Source organism: Sorangium sp. KYC3313, from assembly GCF_052075895.1.
Taxonomy (GTDB): Bacteria; Myxococcota_A; Polyangia; order Polyangiales; family Polyangiaceae; genus Sorangium; species Sorangium cellulosum_B.
This window is the reverse complement of sequence record NZ_CP197255.1, coordinates 12,141,441-12,164,450: the sequence shown is the minus strand read 5'-3', so window position 1 is coordinate 12,164,450 and position 23,010 is coordinate 12,141,441. Positions and strand designations below refer to the sequence as shown.

Below are 23,010 nucleotides of genomic sequence, written 5' to 3'. Positions count from 1 at the left end.
CGCGCGGCCATGAGCGCCGCCGTCGCCGGGGCTACGCGCCGGCGCCGAGGGCTCCGCGCCGGCGACGAGGGCCGCGCGGTCTGCCGCCCCGCCAGCCGCGGCTCCCGCCGCGCGAGCCGCCTCGACGCGCCCAGGCCGCTGGGCTAGTCGCTCCCCGTGGCTACCGTCCGACCTTTCCGCGCTTACCGACCCCCCCAGGCCCAGGTGGCTCGCGTCGCGAGCCCGCCGTACGACGTCATCTCGACCGCCGAGGCGCGCGTCCTCGCGGCGGGAGGCCTGCACAGCTTCCTCCGCGTCTCCCGCCCCGAGATCGACCTGCCCGAGGGGACGGACGAGCACGACGACGCCGTCTACGCCCGCGGCGCGCAGAACCTCGCCGATCTCATCGCGAGCGGCGACCTCGCGCAGGACCCGGAGCCGCACCTCTACCTCTACGCCCAGAGGATGGGTGATCACCGGCAGATCGGCGTCGTCGGCTGCGCCTCGGTCGCCGAGTACGAGCAGGACGTCATCAAGAAGCACGAGAAGACGCGCCCCGACAAGGAGGACGACCGCACCCGCCACATCGAGGAGCTCGGCGCCCACGACGAGCCGGTGTTCCTCACGTACCGCGCCGACGCAGGCATCGACCGCGCCGTCGCGGACGCCTTGCAGTCGCCGCCCATCTACGATTTCACGACCGCGGACGGCGTCGGGCACAAGCTCTGGGTCCTCGGCCGCGCGGCGACCGCCGATCTCGAGGAGCGCTTCCAGGCGATCCCGACGCTCTACGTCGCCGATGGCCACCACCGCAGCGCCGCGGCGGCGCGCGTCCACAGGAAGCTGCGCGGCGACGGCGGCGAGCACGACGTCTTCCTGGCCGTGGTCTTCCCGCACGACCAGATGAACATCATGCCCTACAACCGCGTCGTGCGGGACCTCGCCGGCCGCAGCGCGGAGGCGCTGCTCGCGGCCCTCGGCGAGCGGCTCGACGTCGCGCCGGCGAGGGACGGCGCGGCCGCCACCCCGGCCGAGCCGCGGACCTTCGGGCTCTACCTTGGCGGCCGCTGGTACACCGCCAGGGTCCGCCCGGGGTCGTTCGACGCGAAGGACCCGGTGGCCTCGCTCGACTGCTCCATCTGCCAGGACCAGATCCTCGGCCCGATCTTCGGCGTCAGCGACCCCCGCCGGGACAAGCACGTCGATTTCGTCGGCGGCATCCGCGGCGTCGCCGAGCTCGAGCGACGCGTCGACTCGGGCGCGTTCACGATGGCGATCCACCTCTATCCCACGCAGATCGACGAGCTCTTCGCGGTGAGCGACGCGGGGCTGCTCATGCCGCCGAAGAGCACGTGGTTCGAGCCGAAGCTCCGCAGCGGGCTCTTCATTCATACGTTCTGACGAGCGCGCCGCGCCGGGGGTAGACTGCGCCCCATGGCGGACATCAAGCGTGTATCCCCCCAGCAGGCCAAGAAGCTCATCGACGAGGAGGGGTATCTCTACCTCGACGTCCGGAGCGAGCCCGAGTATGCGGCCGGGCACCCGAGCGGCGCGCACAACGTGCCGCTCATGCACGCCGGCGCCGGCGGCATGAAGCAGAACCCCGATTTCCTCGATGTGGTCCGCGCCCTCTATCCCAGCGACGCGAAGATCATCGTGGGCTGCAAGTCCGGACAGCGCTCGATGCGCGCGGCCGAGGCCATGGTGTCGGCCGGCTACACGGCCGTCATCGAGCAACGCGCCGGCTTCGAGGGGCCGCGCGACGCGTTCGGCGCGATCACCGAGCCGGGGTGGGGGCCGGCCGGGCTGCCCGTCGAGACGGCCACGCCCGGCGGCTCCTACGCCGAGCTCCGCAAGAGCGCTGGCAGGTAATACGTCCGGCGCGCACGGCTCGCACCGCGGCGCCGAGCGTGTCGTCGCGGCGTCGATCGCGTTGCCGGAGACCGCTCGCTCCGCTAGGAATCCGCGTGCTCCACGGTGCGCGTGTCGCGGTGGTCATCCCCGCGCGGGACGAAGCGCGATGGATCTCCGAGGCGGCGGCGTCGGTCCCCGCCTTTGTCGACCACGTGATCGTCGTGGACGACGCCAGTCGAGATGGCACGGCCGAGATGGCGCGCGCGGTCGGGGACGAGCGCCTCGAGGTGCTCGTCCACCCGGAGTGCCGCGGCGTCGGCGCGGCGATCGTCGCTGGCTACCGGCGCGCTCGCGCCCTCGGCGCCTCGGCCGTCGCGGTCATGGCCGGCGACGGGCAGATGGATCCGCGCGATCTCCCGCGCGTCGTCGCCCCGATCGCCTCGGGCGAAGCCGACTACGTGAAGGGCGATCGGCTGCGCCACCCCGACGTGTGGCGCGTCATGCCGCTCCAGCGGCTCGCCGCGACGGCGGCGCTCGCCGCGCTCACCCGCCGCGCGGCGGGGCTCGACGCCCTCTCCGACAGCCAGTGCGGGTACACCGCCATCTCGGCCCGCGCGATCGACGCGCTCGACCTCGACGGCCTCTGGCCCCGCTACGGCTATCCGAACGACTTGCTCGCCGCCCTCGCGGCTCGCCGGCTCCGCGTCTGCGAGGTCAGCGTGCGTCCCGTCTACCGCGGTGAGGCGAGCGGCCTGCGCGCGCGCCACGTGCTCACCATTCTTTTCCTGATTGCCAGGAACGCCATAAGGCACTCCCTGAGCTGATCAGGAAAATCGCAGAACGCCCGCGCGCGGACGGAACGTGTGAGTGGGAGTCGAGCGAATCGACACGAGCCGCTGCGCAAAACGGTCGACAACTCGCTCGTTGGTCTCATAGCAAAGCTGCCTGGCGACCTGACTCATCAACTTGGCGCGGAGAGGCCCCAGAGGCGCGAACCCCGCAGCCATGCTTCAACAAGGGGGGTGACGGACGTGGCCATCAGCCGAGCCGCCTGGGCTAGAATCTGGAATCCGGGGAGGTCGCGGACTCTGTCGTTCACCCCTCGGGTCGTGGCCTATGCATTCGGCATCGAGCTGCCGTACAGCCTGCTTGTCCCGGTCGCTCACCTGCGCCTCCTCGGCGTCGTGGACTCGGCAGTCCAGGCGCGGCTGCTCGGGCTGATCGGGCTCATGTACCTCGTCAAGACCGGGGGGCTGATCGCGCTGCTCGTCCACATGCTGCGCCCGATCGAGCGCCTGCGGCAGTACGCCGTGGCCCATCGCCTCCAGAGCGGCGCGGGCGTCGAGGACACGAGCAGCGGCGGCGCTGCGCCCCCGGAGGAGGTCGTCCTCGCCGCGGCGAACGCCGCCTACGACACCCCGCTCGCGTTCGCGACGGTCTGGGCCGTGTCGTGGGGGCTCCTGTACCTGCCGGTCACGATGGCGCTCTACCTCATCGCGCCGGACCAGAGCCCCCTCGGCGTCCAGCGCGGCGTCGCGCTGGCCCTGTTCGCGCTGGCCCTGTTCGCGGCCGCGCTGCCGCTCGCCTACAGCATCCTCGGCCGCCTGCTCGCCCCCGCCGCCGGCGTGATCTCGCTCATCGCGCGCGAGCGCGGCCTCTCCATGCCCGGCAAGGGGTACTCGCTCGCCGTCCGCCTCGTGATCCTCGGCGCCTGCCTCGCCATCGCGCCGACGAGCTGGATGGCGGCGATGGTGCTCGGCGAGACGGCGGGGCCGGCCAAGCCCGGCCTGAAGCTCACCCTGGCGATCTTCTCGATGGTCGCGGTCACCTGGGCGCCCGTCTGCGCGGGCTTCCTCGCCGGCGCCCTCGCGGGCCCGCTCCAGCAGGTCGCCGCGGTCATCCAGAAGATCGTCCAGCGCGGCGAGGTCGACCGGCTGGAGCGGATCCCGATCTATTTCAAGGACGAGATCGGCGCGCTGGCGGGCGGCGTCAACGCGATGGTCGATCGCCTGGAGGAGTCGTCCCGGCGCACGAGGAGCTACCTGGCGGAGCGCGAGCGCCTGCTGCAGGACGCGGCGCAGCGCGCGGCGCAGCTCGGGGCCGTGCTGGACAACCTCGTCGAGGGGGTGTTCGCGTGCGACCGCCAGGGCCGGCTGACGATGATCAACGCCTCGGGGCTCAGGCTGCTCGGCCTCTCGGGCCGCTCGGAGCAGGCCGGCCGGATGGTCGAGGAGGTGATGGACCTCGGCCGGATGCGCCACAGCGACGGCCGCGCCTTCACGCGCGACGAGCTGCCCATGGTGCGGGCGCTCGCCGGCGAGACCATCGTGCAGGAAGAGCAGGTGCTCGCGGAAGGCCGCGTGGGCCGCGACGTCTTCCTGAGGACCAGCGCGGCGCCGATCCGCAGCGAGGGCGGGGCGGTCCTCGGCGCGGTCGCGGTCGCCCGCGACGTGACGGAGCTCATGGAGCTCGATCTCGTCAAGGATCAGTTCATCCGGGTCGGCGCGCACGAGCTCAAGACGCCGGTCGCGATCATGAAGGGATACGCGCTCGCGCTCCTGCGCAACACGAACGATCTGCCGGCGCCGCGCCGCAAGATGCTGGAGGCCATCGACCGCGGCGCGGACAGGATCAACCGCATCGTCGACGATCTCCTGGCCATCTCGCAGGTCACGCTCGACGTGCTCCAGGTCTCCGAGGAGGACGTCGATCTGAAGGAGCTCGTGCAGGAGTCGGTCGATCGCGTCGCGAAGTCGGCGAGCCGCCACCGGGTGCGGCTGTCGCTCGACGCCGAGCGGCCGCCCGTCGTGCGCGCCGATCCGGAGCGGCTGCGCCAGGTGCTCGCGAGCCTCCTCGACAACGCGGTGAAGTACTCGCCCGACGGCGGCGACGTCGAGGTGACGGTCGCCGTCGCCGAGCGCGCGCCGGCGTCGTCGCCGCCGTCCTCCTGCGACGCCGCGCTCTTCTCGCAGCGGCACGGCGCGGCGCCGCGCTTCGAGGCGGTCGTGTCCGTGCGCGACCAGGGCGTCGGCATCCCCGCCCACAGGCAGGAGCGGATCTTCGAGCGCTTCTTCCGCGCGCACACGGACACGCGACACGACTACGGCGGCATGGGGATAGGGCTGTTCCTTGCGAAGGACATGATCACCCGCCACGGCGGTCGTATCTGGTTCGAGAGCGAGGAGGACAGCGGCAGCACGTTCTATTTCACCCTTCCACTCAGCAGCGAGGCCCCCGCGGCCGATCGACGATGAGCGACAGACACGCAAAGACGGTGCTCCTCGTGGAGGACGACGCGGATCTCGTGGCGCTCGTCTCCCTCGTGCTCCAGGAGGACGGCTACCGGGTCAAGATCGCGTGCAACGGTCGCGAGGCGCTGGCCAAGCTGGAGCACGACCTGCCGGATCTCATCCTGCTCGACATGAAGATGCCGGTGATGAACGGCCCGGAGTTCGCGCGCGAGCTCGAGGTCCGGCACGGGCGTCAGGCGCCCATCGTCGTGCTCACCGCCGCGGCGGACGCGCACCGGCGGGCGGCCGAGGTCGGCGCGGACGCGTGGCTCGGCAAGCCGTTCGAGCCGGACGCGCTCCTCTCGACGGTGAGGCGTTACACGGGGTGAGCGCGGAGGAGCTGCCGCCGCTCGGCGAGGTCGCGCCGCACCTCGGCCCAGTACCGCGCGGGGAACCGGCGGTGATCGAAGCCGGTCGCGCGGAACACCCGTGTGATGCGGGCATAACGGCGCAGGCTCCACTCCCTCATGATCTGGAGCGAGGGGTGGAGGCCGCGCGCCTCGATGAACGGCGCCGCCCGCGCGTAGAGCGCTGGCATGACCTCATCGAGCCAGTACCGCATCAGGGCCTGGTATCCGGGCGTGTCGACGCACCGCCCGGAGATCACCTGAGCGCGCGTGACCCCGTGGCGCGCGAGCTCCTCCTCGGGCAGGTAGCAGATGCCGCGATCGGCGTCCTCCTGCATGTCCCTCAGGTTGTTGAAGAACTGATCGAGCCGGCCGAACTCCCCGGCAGCGTCCCAGTGCTCCTTCGTCAGGAACGGAACCAGCTGAAAGATATGGCCTGACAGCCGCACCAGCATCGTGTCGTGCTCCTTCAGGGTGCGGATGAGCAGGCTGGGAGCGTGGTAGTCGGCGAGGGCGAGCAAGTAGGCGTCCCAGGCGGCGAGCGAGCGCGGTTGCATCTCGTCCGGGTCGGGACGATCGAGCGCGGGGCGGCGGAGCCACAGCGCGTGGATGGCAGAGAGCTCGCGCGCGAAGGGGCAGCACGGATCGACGAAGCCGCAGGAACGGACGCGCCTCCACGCCACCATGAAGCGGCTGAACCGCCGCGCGTGGGGCTCGATGCGCTCGTTCTCGGCGAGGCGATCGACGATCCGGATCCAGCGGATGCGGTCGAGCCACGCCCGCTTCACGTCGGGCGCGAGGCCGAGCACCCACGCGGCGTTGTCCTCGTCTTTCAACGCGTCGTCCGACAGGGCCCGATAGTGCGATGAGCCGACGATCGCCGAGATCGGCTGGTAGGGAGTCCGCTCCGATGCCGGTGCGGCAGCGGGCAGGTAGGGCGGTCGAGAGGAGATGTGTTGAGTAGGTTTCACGATGTCGAGTGCCGCACGTTGAACGTGCTTGTCGCCGGTGTGTCGCCCTGGCTTCGCGCGGTCACTGGCGATTATGGACGTAGCTCACCCTGTTTGCTTGGGGCGCCTGCGCCGGTGATGAATGGTGGCGCTCTACCGTGTAGAACTTTCCGATCCTCCGAGAGATGCGCGGTGACGCCTGTTCGCCTTCCTTTATGAGGCCTTATCGTCTCCCAGTCGACGCGGAAATTCGTCGTCCAGGGCACGGGCGCCGGAGATAATGCATGGATTCCCTGTGTGTTTTGCCGGTGTGTTGGGAACATGCCGTCAATGATCGTCGGTGTATACCCTGGGTCGATACATTGTCCAACGGATAACGTCAGTGATGGCCTGACGTCTCGGCCCCCTCTCGCTCCGTCTCGGCGGTAGCTCAGGTGTTCTAGGCACATGGATTATTCCGGAGTTCCTGGCGGATGGCCTCTGCGCCTCACGTGACGGCGGGTGAGCGCCGGGGGCGAGCCTCTTTCTCTGCTCGGTCTGCCTCGGTGAGCGGCGCGACGGGAACGCTCCGATTCGCGATCGGACGCGATGCTAGACGCGCTCGTGAGAGGGGGAATTCAGCGGTTGTCATCGCGCCGTGCGTGCTGCGGTGAACGGCCCCGATCTGTGGTTGTGACCACGGTCCAAAGCGATCATCCGCGCTCGGCGCGCCCGCGTGGCGTCCGCTCCAGACAGAGGCGATGGACTCGAGGAGAGGCCCTGGGGACCCTCGGCCACCGCTCTGTCGCAGGGGGACGTGGACGATCGAGGCGGTCCTCCCCGGAGCGGGCTCCTGACGCGGTGATACGGCTCACCGCCGCCGCCGCGCCGCCGGCGCACGGGTGAGGTGCTCCGGGCGGATCTCACCCGCCGCCACGGTGACCAGAGCGCTCCCTGTAGCGCCGACCTCATCGATCATGCGACGGGCGCTCACACTGGAGGATGCCTGTGATCCATCAGCGCCCGGACATCACATCTCTCGTCTCCGAGCTTCGCCGGATCGAGCCGCGCCCCCGCGCGGCCATCGTGTTCAGACCTGCAATCCAGAACCTCAGGTTCGAAAGACGTCAGGAGCATCCTTAAGGTCAACTCCATGAATCGAGCAAGGTCGGGCCCTTGGCCCGTGTCCTGCTAAAGCTGAAGGGCAGAGCGCCCGTGACGGCTTCCCCCCCCCGCCGTCGAATGGGCGCTCTTTTTTTGTGTTCTTCGTCCGGGACGCGAGGTCCTAGCGCTCGTGCAGCCGGGCCACCCGGTCGCGCCAGTACTGGAGATCGAGCGCGGAGAAGACCGCGGCGGCGCGCGCGATCTGGCGCTCGCGCTCCGGCTCGCGGCGCGGGAGGTGCCGCGCGAGCTCGAAGCGGGCGCGCGCCTCCTCGACGGGCAGGCCGCGCTGCAGGGCGTCGGCGATCGCCGCGGCCCAGAGCCGCCTCGCGCGCGCGTGGCCGCCGGCGAGCCACGCGGCGAGGCCGCGCAGGCGGAGCGAGGTCGAGCGGCCGAGGGGGAAGATGCGCGCGTACCGGCCGAGCGCGCGGCATGCCTCCGCAGAGAGGCGCGAGAGCTCGCGCCGCTCCGCCGAGCCCGGCGCGCCCTCGAGCAGCGCGAGCAGCACCTCGCACGCCGCCGCATAGCCGTACAGGCAGTGGTAGCCCGCCGGCTGTCCCTCGCGGAGCATGGGGAGCGTCCGCTCGGCGGCCGCGCGGGCCTCGCCCTGAGCGCCGCGGAGCAGGTGCCCCAGCGCGACCTGGCCGTGCGTGATCTGCTGCGTGCGGTCGCCGAGCCGCTGCACCTCGGCCGACAGCGCGTCGAAGATGGCGATCGCGCCCTCGCCGTCGCCGAGCAGCAGCCGGCACTGCGCGCGCCCGCTCTCCGCCCAGATGTGGCCCTGCGCGTTGTCGCTCTCGCGCGACGCGATCACGAGCGCGCCGTACAGGTCGAGCGCCTCCCGCCAGCGGCCCTCGGAGTACGCCACGCCGGCGAGCAGCGTGATGCATTCCTCCTTGCGGCGGCGGTCGTGCAGCGCCTCGGCCAGCCGCTCGGCCTGGGTGAGCAGCGCCCGCGCGTCGCGGCACCGGCCCTCGCCGAGCGCCGTCAGCCCGCGCAGGCACGAGACGAACGCGACGCCTTGCGGGTCGTCGAGCGCCGCGGCGACCGCCGTCGCGCGCGCGGCGTACGCGTCGACGACGGCCTTCCACGGGACGTACCCGAACGCGACGCTCAGGGTCGCGTACCCGCGCGCGAGCGCGAGCGACGGGCCGAGCCGCGCCGCGGCGTTGGTCGCCGCCAGCGCGGCCAGGAAGGCGAGCGTCGGCTCGTTGCGGAACAGGTAGGTCTCCGACAGCTTCTCCGCCGCGAGCGACGCCTCGGCGAGGCGCTCGCGCTCGGCCGCGTCGCGCGCGACCGGGGCCGGCAGGCCAGCGACGTGCGCGAGCTGCAGGCCGAGCTGCTTCAGCGAGGCCATCGCCGGGCGCAGCCGCTGCCCGAGGCCCGCGCGGCCGCTCGCCGCCCGCTCCCCCGCGCGGAGCCACGCGGCCTCGTCCCGGCAGAGCAGCTCCAGCGCCGCCGCGCAGTGCCGCTCCGCGCCGAGCAGATCGCCGAGGTTGTAGTGCGCCTGGCCGAGCCGCCGCTCCCAGCGCGCGCGCCGGAGCGGCGGCGCGCGCTCCTCCGGCGGGTGAGCGCCGTCGAGGTCGAGCGCCCTCTTGTAAAAATCCACCGCGTCGCCGGAGGCGCCCGTCGCGAGGGCCTGGGCGCCCGCCTTGTCGAGGTACTCCAGCGTCTTCTGGACGGCGCCCGCGATTCCATAGTGGTGGGCGAGGAGCGGGTACGACAGCGCGAGGCCCGGCGCGTCGCGGTGGCGCTGCTCGATTGCGCGCGCGGCGGCGGCGTGCAGGGCACGCCGCTCCGGTTCGGGGATGCCCGCGTAGACGATCTCCCGCAGCTTGTCGTGCACGAAGCCGAGCCGCCCCGGATCCGTCTCCTCGAGCACGTGGCGGCGGGCGAGCTCCGCGAGCGCGTCCATGGCGTCGACCTCGGCGAGGCCCGCGGCGCCGAGCAGCAGGCGCTCCTCGAGCTCGCGGCCCAGCACCGAGGCGAGCCGCGCGAGCGCGAGCGCCTCCCGGCTCAGCCCCGACAGCCGGCGCGCCACGAGCTCGCGCAGCGAGCCCGGCAGCGGCAGCGGCGCGGGCGGCTGGCTCTCGCGCGCGGCGCGGGCGAGCCGCTCTGCCGCGGCGCCCTCGGCGCCCGCGCGGATCCGCCACGCGTAGGCCTCGTCCCGGTAGATCACCCGCTCCTGGATCGCGGCCCGGAGGTACTCGGCGATGAAGAACGGGTTCCCCTCCGACTGCTCGAAGAGGTACTGCACGAACGCCTCCGGCGGCTCGTCCAGGGCGAGCATGTCGCGCACCATCCGCCCGACCGAGCCGCGGTCGAGCCGCCCGAGCTCGAGCCGCGAGGCCCAGGGGGCGCCGAGGAGCGAGGAGAGCGCGGGCGACGTCTCCTCGGTCCGGTAAGCGCACAGGAGGACGACGGGATGGGCCGCGAAGTAGTCGGCGTCGAGGTGCTCGAGGACGGCGCGCGAGTTCTCGTCGGCCCACTGGAGGTCGTCGAGCACGAGCAGGACGGGCCGCGTCGCGGCGAACGCGGCGAGCGTGTCGGCGAGCGCGGTCCGCAGCCGGTAGCGGGCCGCGTCCGGCGGCAGCTCGGGCGGCTCGGGGTAGCGGTCGTGGCCGTGGAGCTGGGCGAGCGACGGCTCGTGCGGCGCGAGGACCCTGCCGCGCGGGCCGAGCAGCGCGTCGTAGCCCGCGGGGCCGAGCTCGTTGCACCGGTCGGCCACCGCGAGCAGCAGCGGGCGGAACGGGTGCAGCGGCGCGGCCTTGACCGCGCCCTCGCGCTCGACCTCGGCGGACACGGCCGCGCACGCGCCCGTGACCACGGCCATGCGGTTGAGCGCCGCCTGGTGCGCCGCCTCGACGGCGAGGCGCGTCTTGCCCACGCCGCTCTCGCCGCCGACGACGACGAGGCTGCCCTGGCGCTGCTCGTGGGCGCGCTCGAGCGCCGCGGTGATCTGCTGCAGAGCCTCCCCGCGCCCGGCGAGGCGCGGCCGGTACAGGTACGGCTGGGCGTTCGGCACGCGCACGCGCACGCGCGCCGCGCCGCTCCAGTCGCGCGGCGGCGTGTCGGCCGCGCCGAGCTCGGCGAGGGCGGTCGCGACCTCGTCGGCGTAGCCGAGCCGGTCCTCGGGGCGCTTCTTCAGGAGCCGCGCGATGAGGGCGTCGAGCGCGGGAGGCACGTCGGCGACGAGCTCGGAGGCCGGGAGCGGCTCGGCGTAGAGGTGCATGGACAGCACGACGGAGCTCGAGTCGCCGAGGAACGGGACGCCCCCGGTCACGGCCTCGTAGATCATGCAGCCGAGCGCGTAGAGGTCCGCGCGCGCGTCGACGAGGTCGCCGCGGATCTGCTCGGGGGACATGTAGTCGGGGCTGCCCATCAGCCTGCCGCCCGCCTGGAGCACGTCGCGCCCGGTGTGCCCCTCGAACTGGAAGGCGAGGCCGAAGTCGAAGAGCACCGGCGTGCCGTCCGGGCGGATGAACACGTTGTCCGGCTTGAGATCGCGGTGGACCAGGCCCCGACCGTGGACGTACGCGAGCGGCCGGCAGATCGCGCGGAGGAGCGTCAGCGCCTGGCGGAGCGCGCCGCCCGCCGCGCGGTGGAACGGCCGCGGCGCGAAGGGCTGGTACGAGCGCGGGATGATCGACGCGGGCGCGATCTCCGCCGTCGCGGTGCTGGCCTGCGCGTTCATGGCCGTGGAGACGCTCACGGTCGGCTCGCTGCTCACGCTCCCGCGGGCGCGCCAGCGCTCCTGGTTGTGATCGCGGAGCGTGCGCCCCTCGATCAGCTCCATCGCGTACCACGGGATCCCGCCCTGGACCCCCTCGTCGAGCACCCGCACGACGCCCGGGTGCTCGACGCCCCGGAGCGCGTGGATCTCGCGGCGGATGCTGGAGACGAGGCTCTCGTCGCCCACGCAGACGGTCTTCAGCGCCGCGAGCGCGCCCGTGACGCTGTGCTGCGCGCGGTAGACGACCCCCATCCCGCCGCGGCCGAGCGGCGCGAGCACCCGCCACGGCCCGATGGACACCGGGACATCCGGGGGGTGCCTGGCCTGTCCCGAGCTCGGCGTCGTGATCATCGAGGGGCCGACGCAGCCTTGGCCCGGGCCTGGATTCGCCCCAGGTGGTAGGTCAAAAGCGGTTTCCCGATATCCACGCTGGAGCTGAGTACATCCACCCTACGGCGCGCGATGATGTCACGGCGCGGCCGACCGTACAACAGGTCTGTGTGGAGGCCAGCTCATCGCACGAACGCCGCGCGGCGGGGCTGCCGCACCGACAGGCGACTACACATCAGGCAGCGGAGCGTGGCTCGCGCGGCGCTCGGGCGGGGACGTCTCGGTTCTCTCGCGGCGCGCGGACCGCCGGGGATCGTCTGCTTTCCCCGCTTGGTGGATTCGACATCTCCGATGTCGTTGTCCCGTTTCATCGAGCTTCGACCGCGCCGTGCGATCCCATCGTGCACAGCTGAGCTCGCGGTACACGGTTTGCTCCCGGTGCGCTCACGGCCCGCGCTGGCGGCCGCACTTAGAAAGGGAACCAACGAATGAAGCATTCGACTCATCTCGGGGCCTTGTTGACCGTCCTGTCCCTCGCCGCGTGCGGCGGCGAAGGCGCAGATTCCGCCCCGACGGACAGCGCCGTGAGCTCCAAGCAGCTCAGGGATCTGACGGCCGATGATGTCCAATCCGCCTGCGATTCGCTCGCGGCGAGGGTGAAGCTCTCCAAGGAAGATGCCTGTGAGTACCTGGGGCTCGTCGCGTCTCCCGCCGTCGGGCAGCCGTGCAGCACGGTGAAGGACGAGTGCCTCTCCACGGCCGACGAGGCGGCCGCGGATCAGGACGACCACGCGGCGGATTGCATGCCTCCGACCGAGCACCGCGCCGGCTGCTCCGCCACGGTGGCCGAGTACGAGGTCTGCCTGCTCGCCCAGACGCAGCGGGTCCGGGCGCTCACGTGCGACTCGGCGCTGAGCTCGCTCGATGCGGCTCCTCCGGAGTGTGACGCGGTGGCGCGCAAGTGCCCGCAGATCCTGGACATGGGCGGAGATCAGGGCGCCGAGAGCCCCTGAACACGGCGCCGGGGCGCGGGCGGCCACCGATCATCGGCCACCGATCATCGGCGATCGATCATCGATCGTCGCGGTCAACGTGGACGCACGGCTCGCTGCCTGAACGAATCGCCGGTAGGCACGACACGGCCGCTTGGCGGCCGTGAGTGCCATTGTCCTACCTCTGTTTCCCTGGATCTTTTGATTCCTACCGATATTCGTGCTCGTCCGCGCCTTTCAGGGCATCTCGGCGTATGATGGGCTCCGCAGCCGGCGCGCCCGGGGAGGTTCAGGCCTCGGCGTCTCGGCTCAAGCGAAGTCGCGGCTCGCGCCGAGGGTTCGCTGGTACAGAGGAGGATTTCATGAAGATCACCAAGGTTTCCGGAGTGCTCGCCCTGCTGCTGATCGCCGCCGCGGCTGCTTGCGGCAAGGGCGAGCAGCCGGCTGAGGCGAACGCGACGGTCGAGGTGACCGCCACCGCCGAGTCGGCGATCGGCGAAGGCGCCTACGTCGAGGAGCACGAGAGCGGCAAGGCCGCCTTCATTGTCGCTGCCGACGGGAACGTCAAGGCCGCGGTCACGGGTCCGGACGGCAAGCCGATCCGCGAGGACGTCAGCGGCACGCTGGTGTGGAAGGACGCTTCCGGGGAGAAGACGGTGCCGCTCACGCTCGACGCGAAGACCGGCCTCCTGGTCGCCGCCGGCCCCAAGCTGGAGGCGGATCTCACCGAGATCGGTTACACGCTCAACGTCGCCGGCAAGCCGTGGAACGGGACGCTGCACGTGCCCGCCGGCGGCACGGCCGAGCTCTTCGCCAACGCCAAGGCGTCGGCGGAGCTCGGGCTGCCGGAGGGCAAGCTCGGCCCGCACGGCGGGCGCATCGAGATCGTGGGCGACGACCGCCTCGAGCTCCTGGTCGACGAGGTGAGCGGCGAGGTCCGCGTCTATGTGCTCGACGCCGACCTGAAGCCCATCGACATCGGCGAGCGCAAGATCACGCTCGGCGTGGTGGCCGAGGCGCCGCAGGTCGTCGTCCTCGCTCCGGCGGTCGCGACCGCGGACGTGGCCGCGACCGCGGCCGCGGGGGTGACCGCGGGGGCGTACCTGACCGGCAAGCTCGCGCTCGCCGCCGATCCGCTGAAGCTGACCATCGCGGTGCGGAACGCGGGTCGCTCGGCGGTGGCCCTGTGCGGCTACCGGGCCGGGGCGGCGTTCGCCGTCCACGCGCGCGCCCCGCGGGTGAAGGTGCGCGTGAAGACGGACTGGGACGCGCACGTCCACGCCCTCGCGCAAGCCGACCTGAAGGCGAAGGCCGACATCGACCCGAAGGTCCACGTCCACGCGGGGGCCGGCGCCGCTGCCAAGGCCAACGCGAAGGCCAACGTGCACGTCAAGGCGCCGAGCGTCCGCGTGACGCCGCCGAGCGTGAACGTGCAGATCAAGGCGCCGAAGATCTCGATCCCCAAGCCGAGCTTCAAGGCGTCGGCGTCGGCCCGCGCGAGCGCGGGCGCGAAGATCGGGGCGCACTGACGCGCCCCGGCGGGAGGGGCGGGCGGCGCGGGCCGCCCGGCGAGCCCTCCCCCGACCCTCCTCCGAGGCGTCGGAGAGCGTGTCGTTGACGCGGAAGACCTCGGCGAAGCGGCCGCGGCGGACCTCTCCGCCCGCGGGCGCGGTGGCGGCTGTGGTGCTCGATCCGGCGTCGAGCGCCCCGCTCCACCGGCAGGTTTACGAGGCGGTGCGCGGGGCGATCGTCGCCGGGCGGCTGCGGTCCGGGAGCAAGCTGCCGTCGACCCGGGCGCTCGCGGCGCACCTCGGCCTGTCGCGCAACACGGTGCTCGGGGCGTACGCGCAGCTCCTCTCGGAGGGGTACCTGCGCGGCCGGATCGGCTCCGGGACGTACGTCGCCGACGCGCCGCCGGAGCGCGTCCTGCTCGCCCGGCCGAGCTCCGAGCCGCGGCCAGCGCCCTCGCTGGATGGCGCTTCCCTCTCGCGGCGCGGCGCGCTCGTGGCGGGGGCGGCGTCGCCGTTCCTGCGCGCCACCGCGCCGCGCGGTCCTGCCGGCTGGGCGTTCCAGGTGGGCGTGCCCGCGTTCGACGCCTTCCCCGCCGCCGCCTGGGGCCGGCTGATGAGCCGGCGCTGGGACCGCTCGTGGCAGGCGCTCCTGACGCGCTGCGAGCCGCAGGGGTACGCGCCGCTGCGCCGGGCGATCACCGACTACCTCGTCACCGCGAGGGGCGTGCGGTGCACGCCGGACGAGGTCATCGTGGTCAGCGGCGCCCAGCAGGCGATCTCGCTCGCTGCCGAGGTGCTGCTCGATCCCGGCGATCCGGTCTGGGTCGAGGATCCGGGCTACACCGCGGCGCGCAGCGCCCTGATCGCGGCCGGGGCGACGCCGGTGCCGGTCCCGGTGGACAGCGAGGGGCTCGACGTGGCGACGGCCGTCCGGCGATCGCGCTCGGCGCGGCTCGCCGTCGTGACGCCGGCGCACCAGTTCCCGCTGGGCGTGACGATGAGCCTCGAGCGCCGACGCGCGCTCCTCGACTGGGCGAGGTCGTCGAGCGGCTGGGTTTTCGAGGACGACTACGACAGCGAGTTCCGCTACGCGGGCCGGCCGCTCGCCGCCCTTCAGGGCCTGTCGCCGGGCGCGCGGGTGATCTACGCGGGGACATTCAGCAAGGTGCTCTCGCCGTCGCTGCGGCTCGGCTACCTCGTGGTGCCGGAGGGGCTGGTCGACGCGTTCGTCGCGGCCAAGGCGCTGGCCGATGTGTCGTCGCCCTCGCTGGAGCAGGCGGTCCTGGCCGATTTCATGATCGAGGGCCACTTCGCGCGCCACGTGCGCCGCATGCGCGTGCTGTACGAGCGGCGCCAGGCCGCGCTGGTCGCGGCGGCGGAGCGAGAGCTGTCGGGGCTGCTCGAGGTCGGCCCGGCGCCCGCCGGCATGCACCTCCTCGGCTGGCTGCCTACCGGGCGCGCGGACGGCGCTGCGGCCGAGCGCGCGGCGGCGAGCGGCGTGCGGTGCGTCGCGCTGTCCGAGCTTCGCGCGCGCTCCGCCGGACGGGGAGCCCTGCTGCTCGGCTATGCGGCTTTGCCCGAGGACGAGATCGCCGAGGGCGTCCGGCGGCTGAAGGCCGCGCTGCGCCAGCGCTGAGCGCCCCGCACGTGGATCCAGCCGATCGGGACGAAGTGGATCTCGCGCTCGCCCGGCGCGCTGCCTAGAAAGTGCGTTCTAGCTCTACTGCGGGAAGTTGCCCCGGATCAGCAGAAAGACCGCCAAGGCGCCGAGGCCGCCAAGAGAAGAGGGGGAGGGCCGTCCCGGCATTCCCCTCTTATTTCCCTGGTTTCTTGGCAGCCTCGGCGTCTTGGCGGTTCGCTTCTCAGGGCGACCTCCCGCAGTCGTGCCAGGTGCCCGCGCGCGGGGTGGCCGGCGCGGGCGGAGGGAAACCACGGAGGATGGACCCATGCAGTCACGCATGAATTACGAGAGCGTCGCCCCCGAGGCGTATCAAGCGATGCTCGGGCTGAGCTCCTACGTCAAGCGCTGCGGGCTGGAGAAGACGCTGATCTCCCTCGTGTTTCTCCGCGCCTCGCAGATCAACGGCTGCGCTTACTGCATCGATCTGCACTGGAAGGAAGCGCGGGCCGCAGGTGAGGACGAGCGGCGGCTCTACATGCTGAGCGCGTGGCGCGAAGCGCCCTGTTACAGCGAGCGCGAGCGGGCCGTCCTCGAGTGGGTCGAGGCGGTGACGCTCGTCGCGGCAGAGCACGTGCCCGATCGCGTCTATGACGCCGTACGCCAGCACTTCTCGGAGCGGGAGATCATGGATCTCACCTGGGCCGTGGTGACGATCAACGCCTGGAACCGCGTGGTGCTCGCCACCCGGGCCGTGCCTGGCTCCCACAGGTCGGCGAAGCGGGAGCAGGCGTGAGCCGGCGCGCGGCCGCGCCGCCTTGGTCCTGCGCGGCCTCGCCTTCGTGGCCGCGCACGGCGCTATCCATCGGCAAGCCCAATGTCTGCTAATTTCTCATGCGGTGAGCCCTCGGCGCGCGCCCCGCGGGATGCCCTTTACACCGCGCGTACTCCTCGAGTGTGCCAGAGGGCGGTTGGAGGGCTCGCTCCCGCACGCGCATGAGCCTGAGAAAGAAGCCGTGATGTTTGCTCACCCGGGCAGCGCGCGGTAATCGATCTTCCCCGTCGACGTCCGCGGCAGCTCGTCCATCGCAACGATCTTCTCAGGGACCATGTACGGGGGCAGCCGCTCCGCAAGGTACAGCCTGAGCGAGCGGTCGTCCGCGTCCCCTGCGAGGGCGACGAAGCCGCGCAGCGTCTTGCCGAGCCGCGCGTCCTCCACGGCGATCACCGCGGCCTGGCGCACCGCGGGGTGCGACGCCAGCGCGGCCTCGACCTCGCCCGGCTCGACCCGGTAGCCCCGGATCTTCACCATCCGGTCGATGCGGCCGCGGAAGTAGAAGAGCCCGTCGGCCTTGCGCTCCACCCGGTCGCGGGTCCGGTACGGGCCGCCGTCCACGGTCGTCGGCCCCGAGACCACGAGCTCGCCCGTCCCGGGGCCCTCGATGACCCGGCCGCTCTCGTCGTCCGCGTCCAGCGCGCGCAGCGCGCAGGCGGCGTAGGGGCACGCGACGCCGATCGGGACCTCGCTCGCCCCGTCGAGCGCCGCGCGGTCGACCCGGTGGAACGTGCAGACGTTCGTCTCGGTCGGGCCGTACAGGTTGTAAAGCGCCGCGCCGGGCGCCCGCGCCGCGAGCGCCGCGAGCTCGCGCGGCGGGAAGACCTCGCCGGCGAAGAGGATGGCGCGCACGGGGGGCGAGAGCGCGAAAGCCGGCGCCGGCGCGCCCGCGTCCGCCGCGGGGAGCGCCGCGACGAGCTTCATGAACATCGAGGGCACGCCGTAGATGACCGTCGGCGCGAGCGCGCTCACCGCGTCGCGGAGCGCGCGGCCCGAGGCGAGGTCGCGCCGCGCCATCGTCACGAGCGTCGCGCCGGCGCGGAACGTCGCGAGGTGGTCGAACCAGGCGAGATCGAAGACGAGCTCGGCCACGCGGAGGACCCGATCCGCCGGCGTGAGCCCGACGAGGTCGATGCAGAAGGCCGTGAACGCGTCGAGCCCGGCCCACGTGATGGGGACCGGCTTCGGCTCGCCCGTGCTTCCCGAGGTGTGCAGGATGCACGCGACGTCCTGCGCGCGGTCGTCGCAGACGCCGCCGTCGCCGCCCGCGTCAGCGCGCGCGGCCCCGCGCAGCGCGCGCCCCTCGGCGTCGAGCTCCACGCGCGGCAGGCCGCCGCCGAGCTCGGCGTCGATGCCGTCCGCGAGGCCCGCGGCCGCGGCGTCGAGCACGAGCGCCCGGCACCCCCGGGCCCGCGCGATCCGCCCGAGCCGCGCCGGCGGCGCGGTCGCGTCGAGCGGGACCGCCACGGCGCCGGCCGTGAGCACCCCGGCGAGCGCCACCGGCTCGTCGTGCGCCCGGCCCAGCGAGAGCAGCGCCACCCGGTCCCCCGGGCGCACGCCGGCCCCGGCGAGCGCCGCGCCCACGGCCGCCGCGCGCGCCGCGAGCTCGGCGTAGGTCATCGCGGCGCCGCGCGACGCGAGCGCGATGGCGTCGCCGCGCGCGGCCAGGTCCTCGGCGCGCAGGCGGAACGTGCCGGCCACGCGCTCCCCGCTAGCCCTGCGCGGCCGCGATGCGGCCGGCGACGAAGCGCGCCATGCTGTCCACGGTCGACACCGCGTCGAGGTCCACCTCCTCGTCCGGGATCTTCACGCCGAAGCGCTGCTCGATGAACACGAGCACCCGCGTGAGCGACATCGAGTCGAAGCCGGACCCGCCGGCGAACAGATCCTCGTCCAGGGCGAGCGGCGCCTTGCGCAGCAGGATCTCCTTCGCGATATGGTCGTGCAGCGCGCGCCGCACCGTGTCGAGATCGTAGGTCACCGCAATGGTCCCTTTCCAGCCGGAGCCCGGGCGCTCAGCCGATGGCCGGCGTCGCCTTGCGGGCAAGATAGTCGATGAGGTCGATCTTGGACACGACGCCGAGCACCGTCTCCTTGTCGACGACGAGCGCGATCTTCGCGTCGCTCAGGACGCCCTTCAGGAGCTCGACCTTCGTCGCGGGCGTCACGGTCGCGTAGTCGCTCTCGACGAGCCCGCCGATGCTCGAGTCGAGCGTGCCGCTCCCCGTCACGAGGTGCCGGAGCAGGTCGATCTCGTGGACCATGCCGCGCAGCTTGCCGTCCTGGGTCACCGGGAGCTGGCTTATCCCGTGCGATTTCATCATGTCGATGACCTCGCGGACCCGGGCGTTCGCGTCGGCGGTGACCACCGCCCCGCTGGGCTTGACGGCGAGCAGGTCGCGCACCGTCCCGAGGCCCTTGTCCTCCTCGAGGAAGCCGTTCTCTCGCATCCAGTCGTCATTGAAGATCTTCGAGATGTACTTGGACGCGCCGTCGGGCAAAAGGACGAGGATGTTCTCCTTCTTCCCGCTCTGCCGCGCGTACTTGATCGCGCCGGCCACCGCCGCGCCCCCGGAGCCGCCCACGAAGAGGCCCTCGAGCCGCACGAGGTCCCGCGTCATGAGGAAGCACTCCTTGTCGTCGACCCGGATGATCTCGTCGATGATCTCGAGGTTCATCGTGCTCGGGAAGAAATCCTCGCCGATCCCCTCGACATTGTAGGCAAACGGCTTCGTGATCCGCTTGGTCTTCACGTAATCGTAATAGAGCGAGCCGACCGGGTCGACGCCGACCATCTTGATCTCCGGCTTCCTCTCCTTGAGGAACTTGCCAATGCCGCTCAGGGTGCCCCCTGTCCCCATGCCGGCGACGAAGACGTCGAGCTCGTCGCCGCACTGCGCCCAGATCTCGGGGCCGGTGGACCGGACGTGGGCCTCGGGGTTCGACGGGTTGTGGTACTGGTTCGCGTAGAAGCAGTTCGGCGTCTCGTCGGCGATGCGCTTCGCCACCTGGTAGTAGCTGCGCGGGTCGTCGGGCTCGACGGCGGTGGGACAGACCACGACGCGGGCGCCATAGGCGCGCAGCGTCGCGATCTTCTCCTGCGACATCTTGTCCGGCATGACGAAGACGCACTTGTATCCACGGATGGCCGCGACCATGGCGAGCGCGGCGCCCGTGTTGCCGCTGGTCGCCTCGACGATCGTCCCGCCGGGCTTGAGCCCGTTCGCCTCGGCGTCGCGGATCATGTTCAGCGCGACCCGATCCTTGTGGCTGCCGCCCGGGTTCAGGTACTCGCACTTCACATAGATGTCGCTCTCGAGCCCCTCCGTGACCCGGTTCAGCTTGACGATCGGCGTGTCGCCGACGGCCTTCGTGATATCGCTGCGCGCGCCTCGCATCATGGGGAGACCTCTTAGCCGCCGCGCGCCGCAGCGACAAGGGGAGCACGCGGGCGCGGCGGCGCCGCGAGAAGCGGGCTCGCCACGGCGCCGGTGAGCGCGCGCCTGCCGTGACTGCCGCGCCCGGCCGCCGGTCACCCCTCCTATCCTTCCGGAAGGGACGACAAAAGAAATGGTATTTACGATGGGGCCCATATTGCCCCTATCCGGCACGTTATCGTGACGGGTTCAAAGGCCCTGACGGTGGCGAGCCAGCGCTCTCCCGGGGCGAGCCGTCGGGGCGCGGCGCTGGCGCGCTGACGTCAACGCCACGCGGCGCTGCTGCGCGCGCCGGGGCGAGCGGGCCGGCGGGCGATCTCGCGCAGCGCTCCCTGTGGTAGAGTGGCGAAATGGCGTCCGAGCCGAAGATCCACCCGAGCGCCGAGACGGCGCTCCTCAAGGTCCGCTCCAGGGAGATCGCGTTCAGCCGCTTCCGCGTGCAGGTGACCGCCGGCCCGGACGCCGGGGCGTCCCAGACGTCGGACGCGACGGAGTTCGTGATCGGCACGGCGCCCGGCAACCAGCTCATCCTCACCGACCGGGCGGTGTCGCGGCACCATTGCGTGATCTCGGTCACCCCGCGGGGGTTCTTGCTCCGCGATCTCGGCAGCAAGAACGGCACGACCCTCTCCGGCTTCCGCGTCGAGGCGGCCTATCTCCTGCCGGGCGCCTCGCTCGGGGTCGGGCAGTCCACGCTCCGCTTCGAGCCGCTGGCCGAGGAGATCCGCGAGCCGCTCGGCGACGAGGAGCGGTTCGGCCGGGTGCTCGGGCAGAGCGCCGCGATGCGCCGCATCTTCGGGGCGCTGCCGCGGATCGCCGCGTCGGACTCGACGGTGCTGATCGAGGGCGAGACAGGCACGGGCAAGGGCCTGCTCGCCGAGGCGATCCACGAGAGCAGCCCGCGCGCGGGGGGGCCGTTCGTCGTGATCGACTGCGGATCCATCCCGCCGACGCTCATCGAGGCCGAGCTCTTCGGGCACGCCAAGGGGGCGTTCACGGGCGCGCAGGCGGCGCGCGCCGGCGCCTTCGAGGCGGCGCGGGGCGGCACCGTGCTGCTCGACGAGATGGGCGAGCTCCCGCTCGACATGCAGCCGAAGCTCCTGCGCGTGCTCGAGGAGCGGCAGATCCGGCGCATCGGCACCATCGAGCCGACCAAGCTCGATATCCGGGTCATCGCGACGACCAACCGCGATCTCCGCCAGGAGGTGAACCGCGGAAACTTCCGGTCGGATCTCTACTACCGGCTCAACATCGTCCGCCTCCGCGTCCCCGCGCTGCGCGAGCGCCCCGACGACATCGCGCTGCTCACCGCGCATTTCTACCGGCAGCTCGCGCAGGGGCAGGACCAGAGCCCCCCCGGCGAGCTGCTGGAGGCCTTCATGCGGCAGGACTGGCCGGGCAACGTCCGCGAGCTCCGCGGCGCGGTGGAGCGCGCGGTGCTGATGATCGATCCCGCGCTGTTCCGCGAAGCCATGATGGGCTCCGAGGGGGCGGACAGCGGCGCTCCGGCGCTCCCGGCGCCCCGGGACGACGAGCTCAGCCTGTCGTTCCGCGAGGCGAAGGAGCGCGCCGTGGCGCGCTGGGAGCGCACGTTCCTCACGTCGCTCGTGCGCGCGAACGGCGGCAACCTCTCGCGCTCCGCCCGCGCGGCGCGGATGGACCGCAGCCACCTGCGCGAGCTCCTCCAGCGGCACGGCGTCTCGGCGACGGAGGCGTGACGGCCGGGCCCGCGGGCCAGCGCCGGAGACGGCCGCGCGCGCGTCTGGTGAGGGGTGACCGGCCAGGGCGGCGCCGGAGGCGGCCCGCCGGAGCTCCGGCGGGCGGCGCCAGGGCGCGCCCTCTCGCTGGTTACTGATTGGCCTTCTGCCGGTTCTCTCCCTTGAGCTCCTTGGCCTTCCCTTCGGCGGCCATCTGCTCGTCGTCGACCAGCTTGCCGACTCGGTTCTTGATCGCGCCGGCGGCCTCTTCGATCGCGCCCTCCGCGCGCTCGTTCGCCTTGGCGTCCTCCTTCTGTCCCTTTCCCCGGAGCTCCTTGGCGCGGCCCTCCGCTTCCATCTGCTCGTCGCCGAGCAGCTGGCCGAGGCCCTTCTTGATCTTGCCGCCCAGCTCTTCGGCGGCCCCTTCATTGCGATCGCTTGCGTTGCTCATTGCATCCTCCTCGTGGCGCGGCCGCCGCAGAGCCTCTCTGCTGCGCGCCGCCGCCGTCGACCTCGCATTGGCAACCTCGAGATCTAGCAACCGGTGCGCCATCCCATCGCAAACGGCCTTTTCGAGGACGCGGAAGGGCGATTGGGGCAGGCTACCTCGCCCGCGCTCTGCCTCTCGGCTCACCTGAGGCAATACGCCACGCGTCGGACAAGCAAGCAATCCCTCGCTCCGACCGGACGGCCCCCGCTCTCCCGGGGGCGCGCCGCGCTGCGGTCGGATTTCGCGGTGAATGCGGTGATGCGAGCGCTCTGTCCGCGGCGTTCAGCTCGGCTGGGCGTCTGTGGAGAGCCGGGACTCCAGGGCGTGGCGCGGCGTTTGCTGAACAGCCTGCATAGCAACGAGGAGCGCCTCGCTCCTTTCTGGGAGGTTCACCATGTCGTTCATTCTCTTTCTCCTGTTTGGCCTCGTCGTCGGTGCTCTGGCGCGCCTCATCGTCCCTGGACGGGAGCCGGGCGGGTGGGTCGTCTCGATGATCATCGGCGTGGTCGGCTCCTTCATCGGCGGGCTGCTCGGCCGCATGTTGTTCATGTACCGTGAGGGTGAGCCGGCCGGCTTCTTCATGTCGCTCATCGGCGCCATCCTGCTGACCGCCGGCTATCAGGCGATCGTGCGGCGCCGTACGGTGGCATGAGCGGGCGGGGCGATCCTCGCTTGAGGCGCCACGCCCGATACCGGCCCGCGGCGCTGCATGAAGGCGCTCTGGATCCGCCGCCCCGATCTGTAACATCCGGGAGCACCTCGGGCCGGGAGCAGGAGCTGCGGAGGAGGCGACGCGGCCCGTGAGCG

Annotated in this window: 17 protein-coding genes; 11 read left to right on the top strand and 6 right to left on the bottom strand. The window is 72.2% G+C overall.

Annotated features, from left to right (window positions below):
* Positions 1–156: 156 nt before the first annotated feature.
* From ACSRUE_RS46290 to ACSRUE_RS46270, 5 genes are all read left to right on the top strand, one after another.
* Positions 157–1,380 carry a DUF1015 domain-containing protein gene (locus ACSRUE_RS46290; protein ID WP_441289136.1) on the top strand — a complete coding sequence of 408 codons (1,224 nt, stop codon included), beginning with the start codon at positions 157–159 and terminating at the stop codon, positions 1,378–1,380.
* A gap of 33 nt (positions 1,381–1,413) precedes the next feature.
* The gene (locus ACSRUE_RS46285) at positions 1,414–1,851 is read left to right on the top strand and encodes a rhodanese-like domain-containing protein (protein ID WP_437761894.1); all 438 of its coding nucleotides are present in this window, start codon (positions 1,414–1,416) and stop codon (positions 1,849–1,851) included.
* Between the two features lie 95 nt (positions 1,852–1,946).
* Positions 1,947–2,657 (top strand): glycosyltransferase family 2 protein, encoded by a 711-nt coding sequence (locus ACSRUE_RS46280; protein ID WP_441289135.1) that lies wholly within the window; start codon positions 1,947–1,949, stop codon positions 2,655–2,657.
* Between the two features lie 285 nt (positions 2,658–2,942).
* A complete protein-coding gene (locus ACSRUE_RS46275; protein WP_441289134.1) occupies positions 2,943–5,087 on the top strand; it encodes a HAMP domain-containing sensor histidine kinase in 2,145 nt (714 codons plus the stop codon).
* Positions 5,084–5,452 carry a response regulator gene (locus tag ACSRUE_RS46270; protein WP_012233064.1) on the top strand — a complete coding sequence of 123 codons (369 nt, stop codon included), beginning with the start codon at positions 5,084–5,086 and terminating at the stop codon, positions 5,450–5,452. The genes ACSRUE_RS46275 and ACSRUE_RS46270 overlap by 4 nt, the downstream gene beginning before the upstream one ends.
* On the opposite strand, the gene ACSRUE_RS46265 is transcribed toward ACSRUE_RS46270, so the two are convergent.
* Both ACSRUE_RS46265 and ACSRUE_RS46260 read right to left on the bottom strand, forming a co-directional pair.
* Positions 5,440–6,441: a squalene/phytoene synthase family protein gene (locus ACSRUE_RS46265; RefSeq protein ID WP_441289133.1), complete on the bottom strand. Its 1,002-nt coding sequence runs from the start codon at positions 6,439–6,441 to the stop codon at positions 5,440–5,442. The genes ACSRUE_RS46270 and ACSRUE_RS46265 overlap by 13 nt on opposite strands.
* Positions 6,442–7,684: 1,243 nt before the next feature.
* Entirely contained in the window at positions 7,685–11,644 is a 3,960-nt protein-coding gene (locus tag ACSRUE_RS46260) for a serine/threonine-protein kinase (RefSeq protein ID WP_441289132.1), read from the bottom strand.
* A 467-nt stretch (positions 11,645–12,111) separates the two neighbouring features.
* On the opposite strand from ACSRUE_RS46260, the gene ACSRUE_RS46255 reads away from it, so the two are divergent.
* From ACSRUE_RS46255 to ACSRUE_RS46240, 4 genes are all read left to right on the top strand, one after another.
* Positions 12,112–12,636 (top strand): hypothetical protein, encoded by a 525-nt coding sequence (locus tag ACSRUE_RS46255; RefSeq protein WP_441289131.1) that lies wholly within the window; start codon positions 12,112–12,114, stop codon positions 12,634–12,636.
* A 341-nt stretch (positions 12,637–12,977) separates the two neighbouring features.
* Positions 12,978–14,144, top strand: coding sequence for a hypothetical protein (locus ACSRUE_RS46250; RefSeq protein WP_441289130.1), 1,167 nt, complete (start codon positions 12,978–12,980; stop codon positions 14,142–14,144).
* A 79-nt stretch (positions 14,145–14,223) separates the two neighbouring features.
* Positions 14,224–15,762 carry a MocR-like pyridoxine biosynthesis transcription factor PdxR gene (pdxR, locus tag ACSRUE_RS46245; RefSeq protein ID WP_441289129.1) on the top strand — a complete coding sequence of 513 codons (1,539 nt, stop codon included), beginning with the start codon at positions 14,224–14,226 and terminating at the stop codon, positions 15,760–15,762.
* 310 nt (positions 15,763–16,072) lie between these two features.
* Positions 16,073–16,540 (top strand): carboxymuconolactone decarboxylase family protein, encoded by a 468-nt coding sequence (locus ACSRUE_RS46240; RefSeq protein WP_441289128.1) that lies wholly within the window; start codon positions 16,073–16,075, stop codon positions 16,538–16,540.
* A gap of 231 nt (positions 16,541–16,771) precedes the next feature.
* On the opposite strand, the gene ACSRUE_RS46235 is transcribed toward ACSRUE_RS46240, so the two are convergent.
* From ACSRUE_RS46235 to ACSRUE_RS46225, 3 genes are read right to left on the bottom strand one after another with little or no spacing between them, the layout of a single operon-like run.
* The gene (locus ACSRUE_RS46235) at positions 16,772–18,280 is read right to left on the bottom strand and encodes an AMP-binding protein (protein WP_441289127.1); all 1,509 of its coding nucleotides are present in this window, start codon (positions 18,278–18,280) and stop codon (positions 16,772–16,774) included.
* A 10-nt stretch (positions 18,281–18,290) separates the two neighbouring features.
* The gene (locus tag ACSRUE_RS46230) at positions 18,291–18,560 is read right to left on the bottom strand and encodes an acyl carrier protein (protein WP_012233072.1); all 270 of its coding nucleotides are present in this window, start codon (positions 18,558–18,560) and stop codon (positions 18,291–18,293) included.
* A 34-nt stretch (positions 18,561–18,594) separates the two neighbouring features.
* The gene (locus tag ACSRUE_RS46225; RefSeq protein WP_441289126.1) at positions 18,595–19,980 is read right to left on the bottom strand and encodes a cystathionine beta-synthase; all 1,386 of its coding nucleotides are present in this window, start codon (positions 19,978–19,980) and stop codon (positions 18,595–18,597) included.
* Positions 19,981–20,366: 386 nt separating this feature from the next.
* Between ACSRUE_RS46225 and ACSRUE_RS46220 the strand changes: the two genes are divergently transcribed.
* Positions 20,367–21,734 carry a sigma 54-interacting transcriptional regulator gene (locus ACSRUE_RS46220; protein WP_441289125.1) on the top strand — a complete coding sequence of 456 codons (1,368 nt, stop codon included), beginning with the start codon at positions 20,367–20,369 and terminating at the stop codon, positions 21,732–21,734.
* Positions 21,735–21,864: 130 nt separating this feature from the next.
* Here the strand turns inward: ACSRUE_RS46220 and ACSRUE_RS46215 are convergent, their stop codons facing one another.
* Positions 21,865–22,164 carry a CsbD family protein gene (locus ACSRUE_RS46215; protein ID WP_437943745.1) on the bottom strand — a complete coding sequence of 100 codons (300 nt, stop codon included), beginning with the start codon at positions 22,162–22,164 and terminating at the stop codon, positions 21,865–21,867.
* Positions 22,165–22,597: 433 nt separating this feature from the next.
* Between ACSRUE_RS46215 and ACSRUE_RS46210 the strand changes: the two genes are divergently transcribed.
* Complete coding sequence (locus ACSRUE_RS46210) at positions 22,598–22,855, top strand: GlsB/YeaQ/YmgE family stress response membrane protein (protein ID WP_437761882.1); 258 nt, start codon at positions 22,598–22,600, stop codon at positions 22,853–22,855.
* Positions 22,856–23,010: the final 155 nt, after the last annotated feature.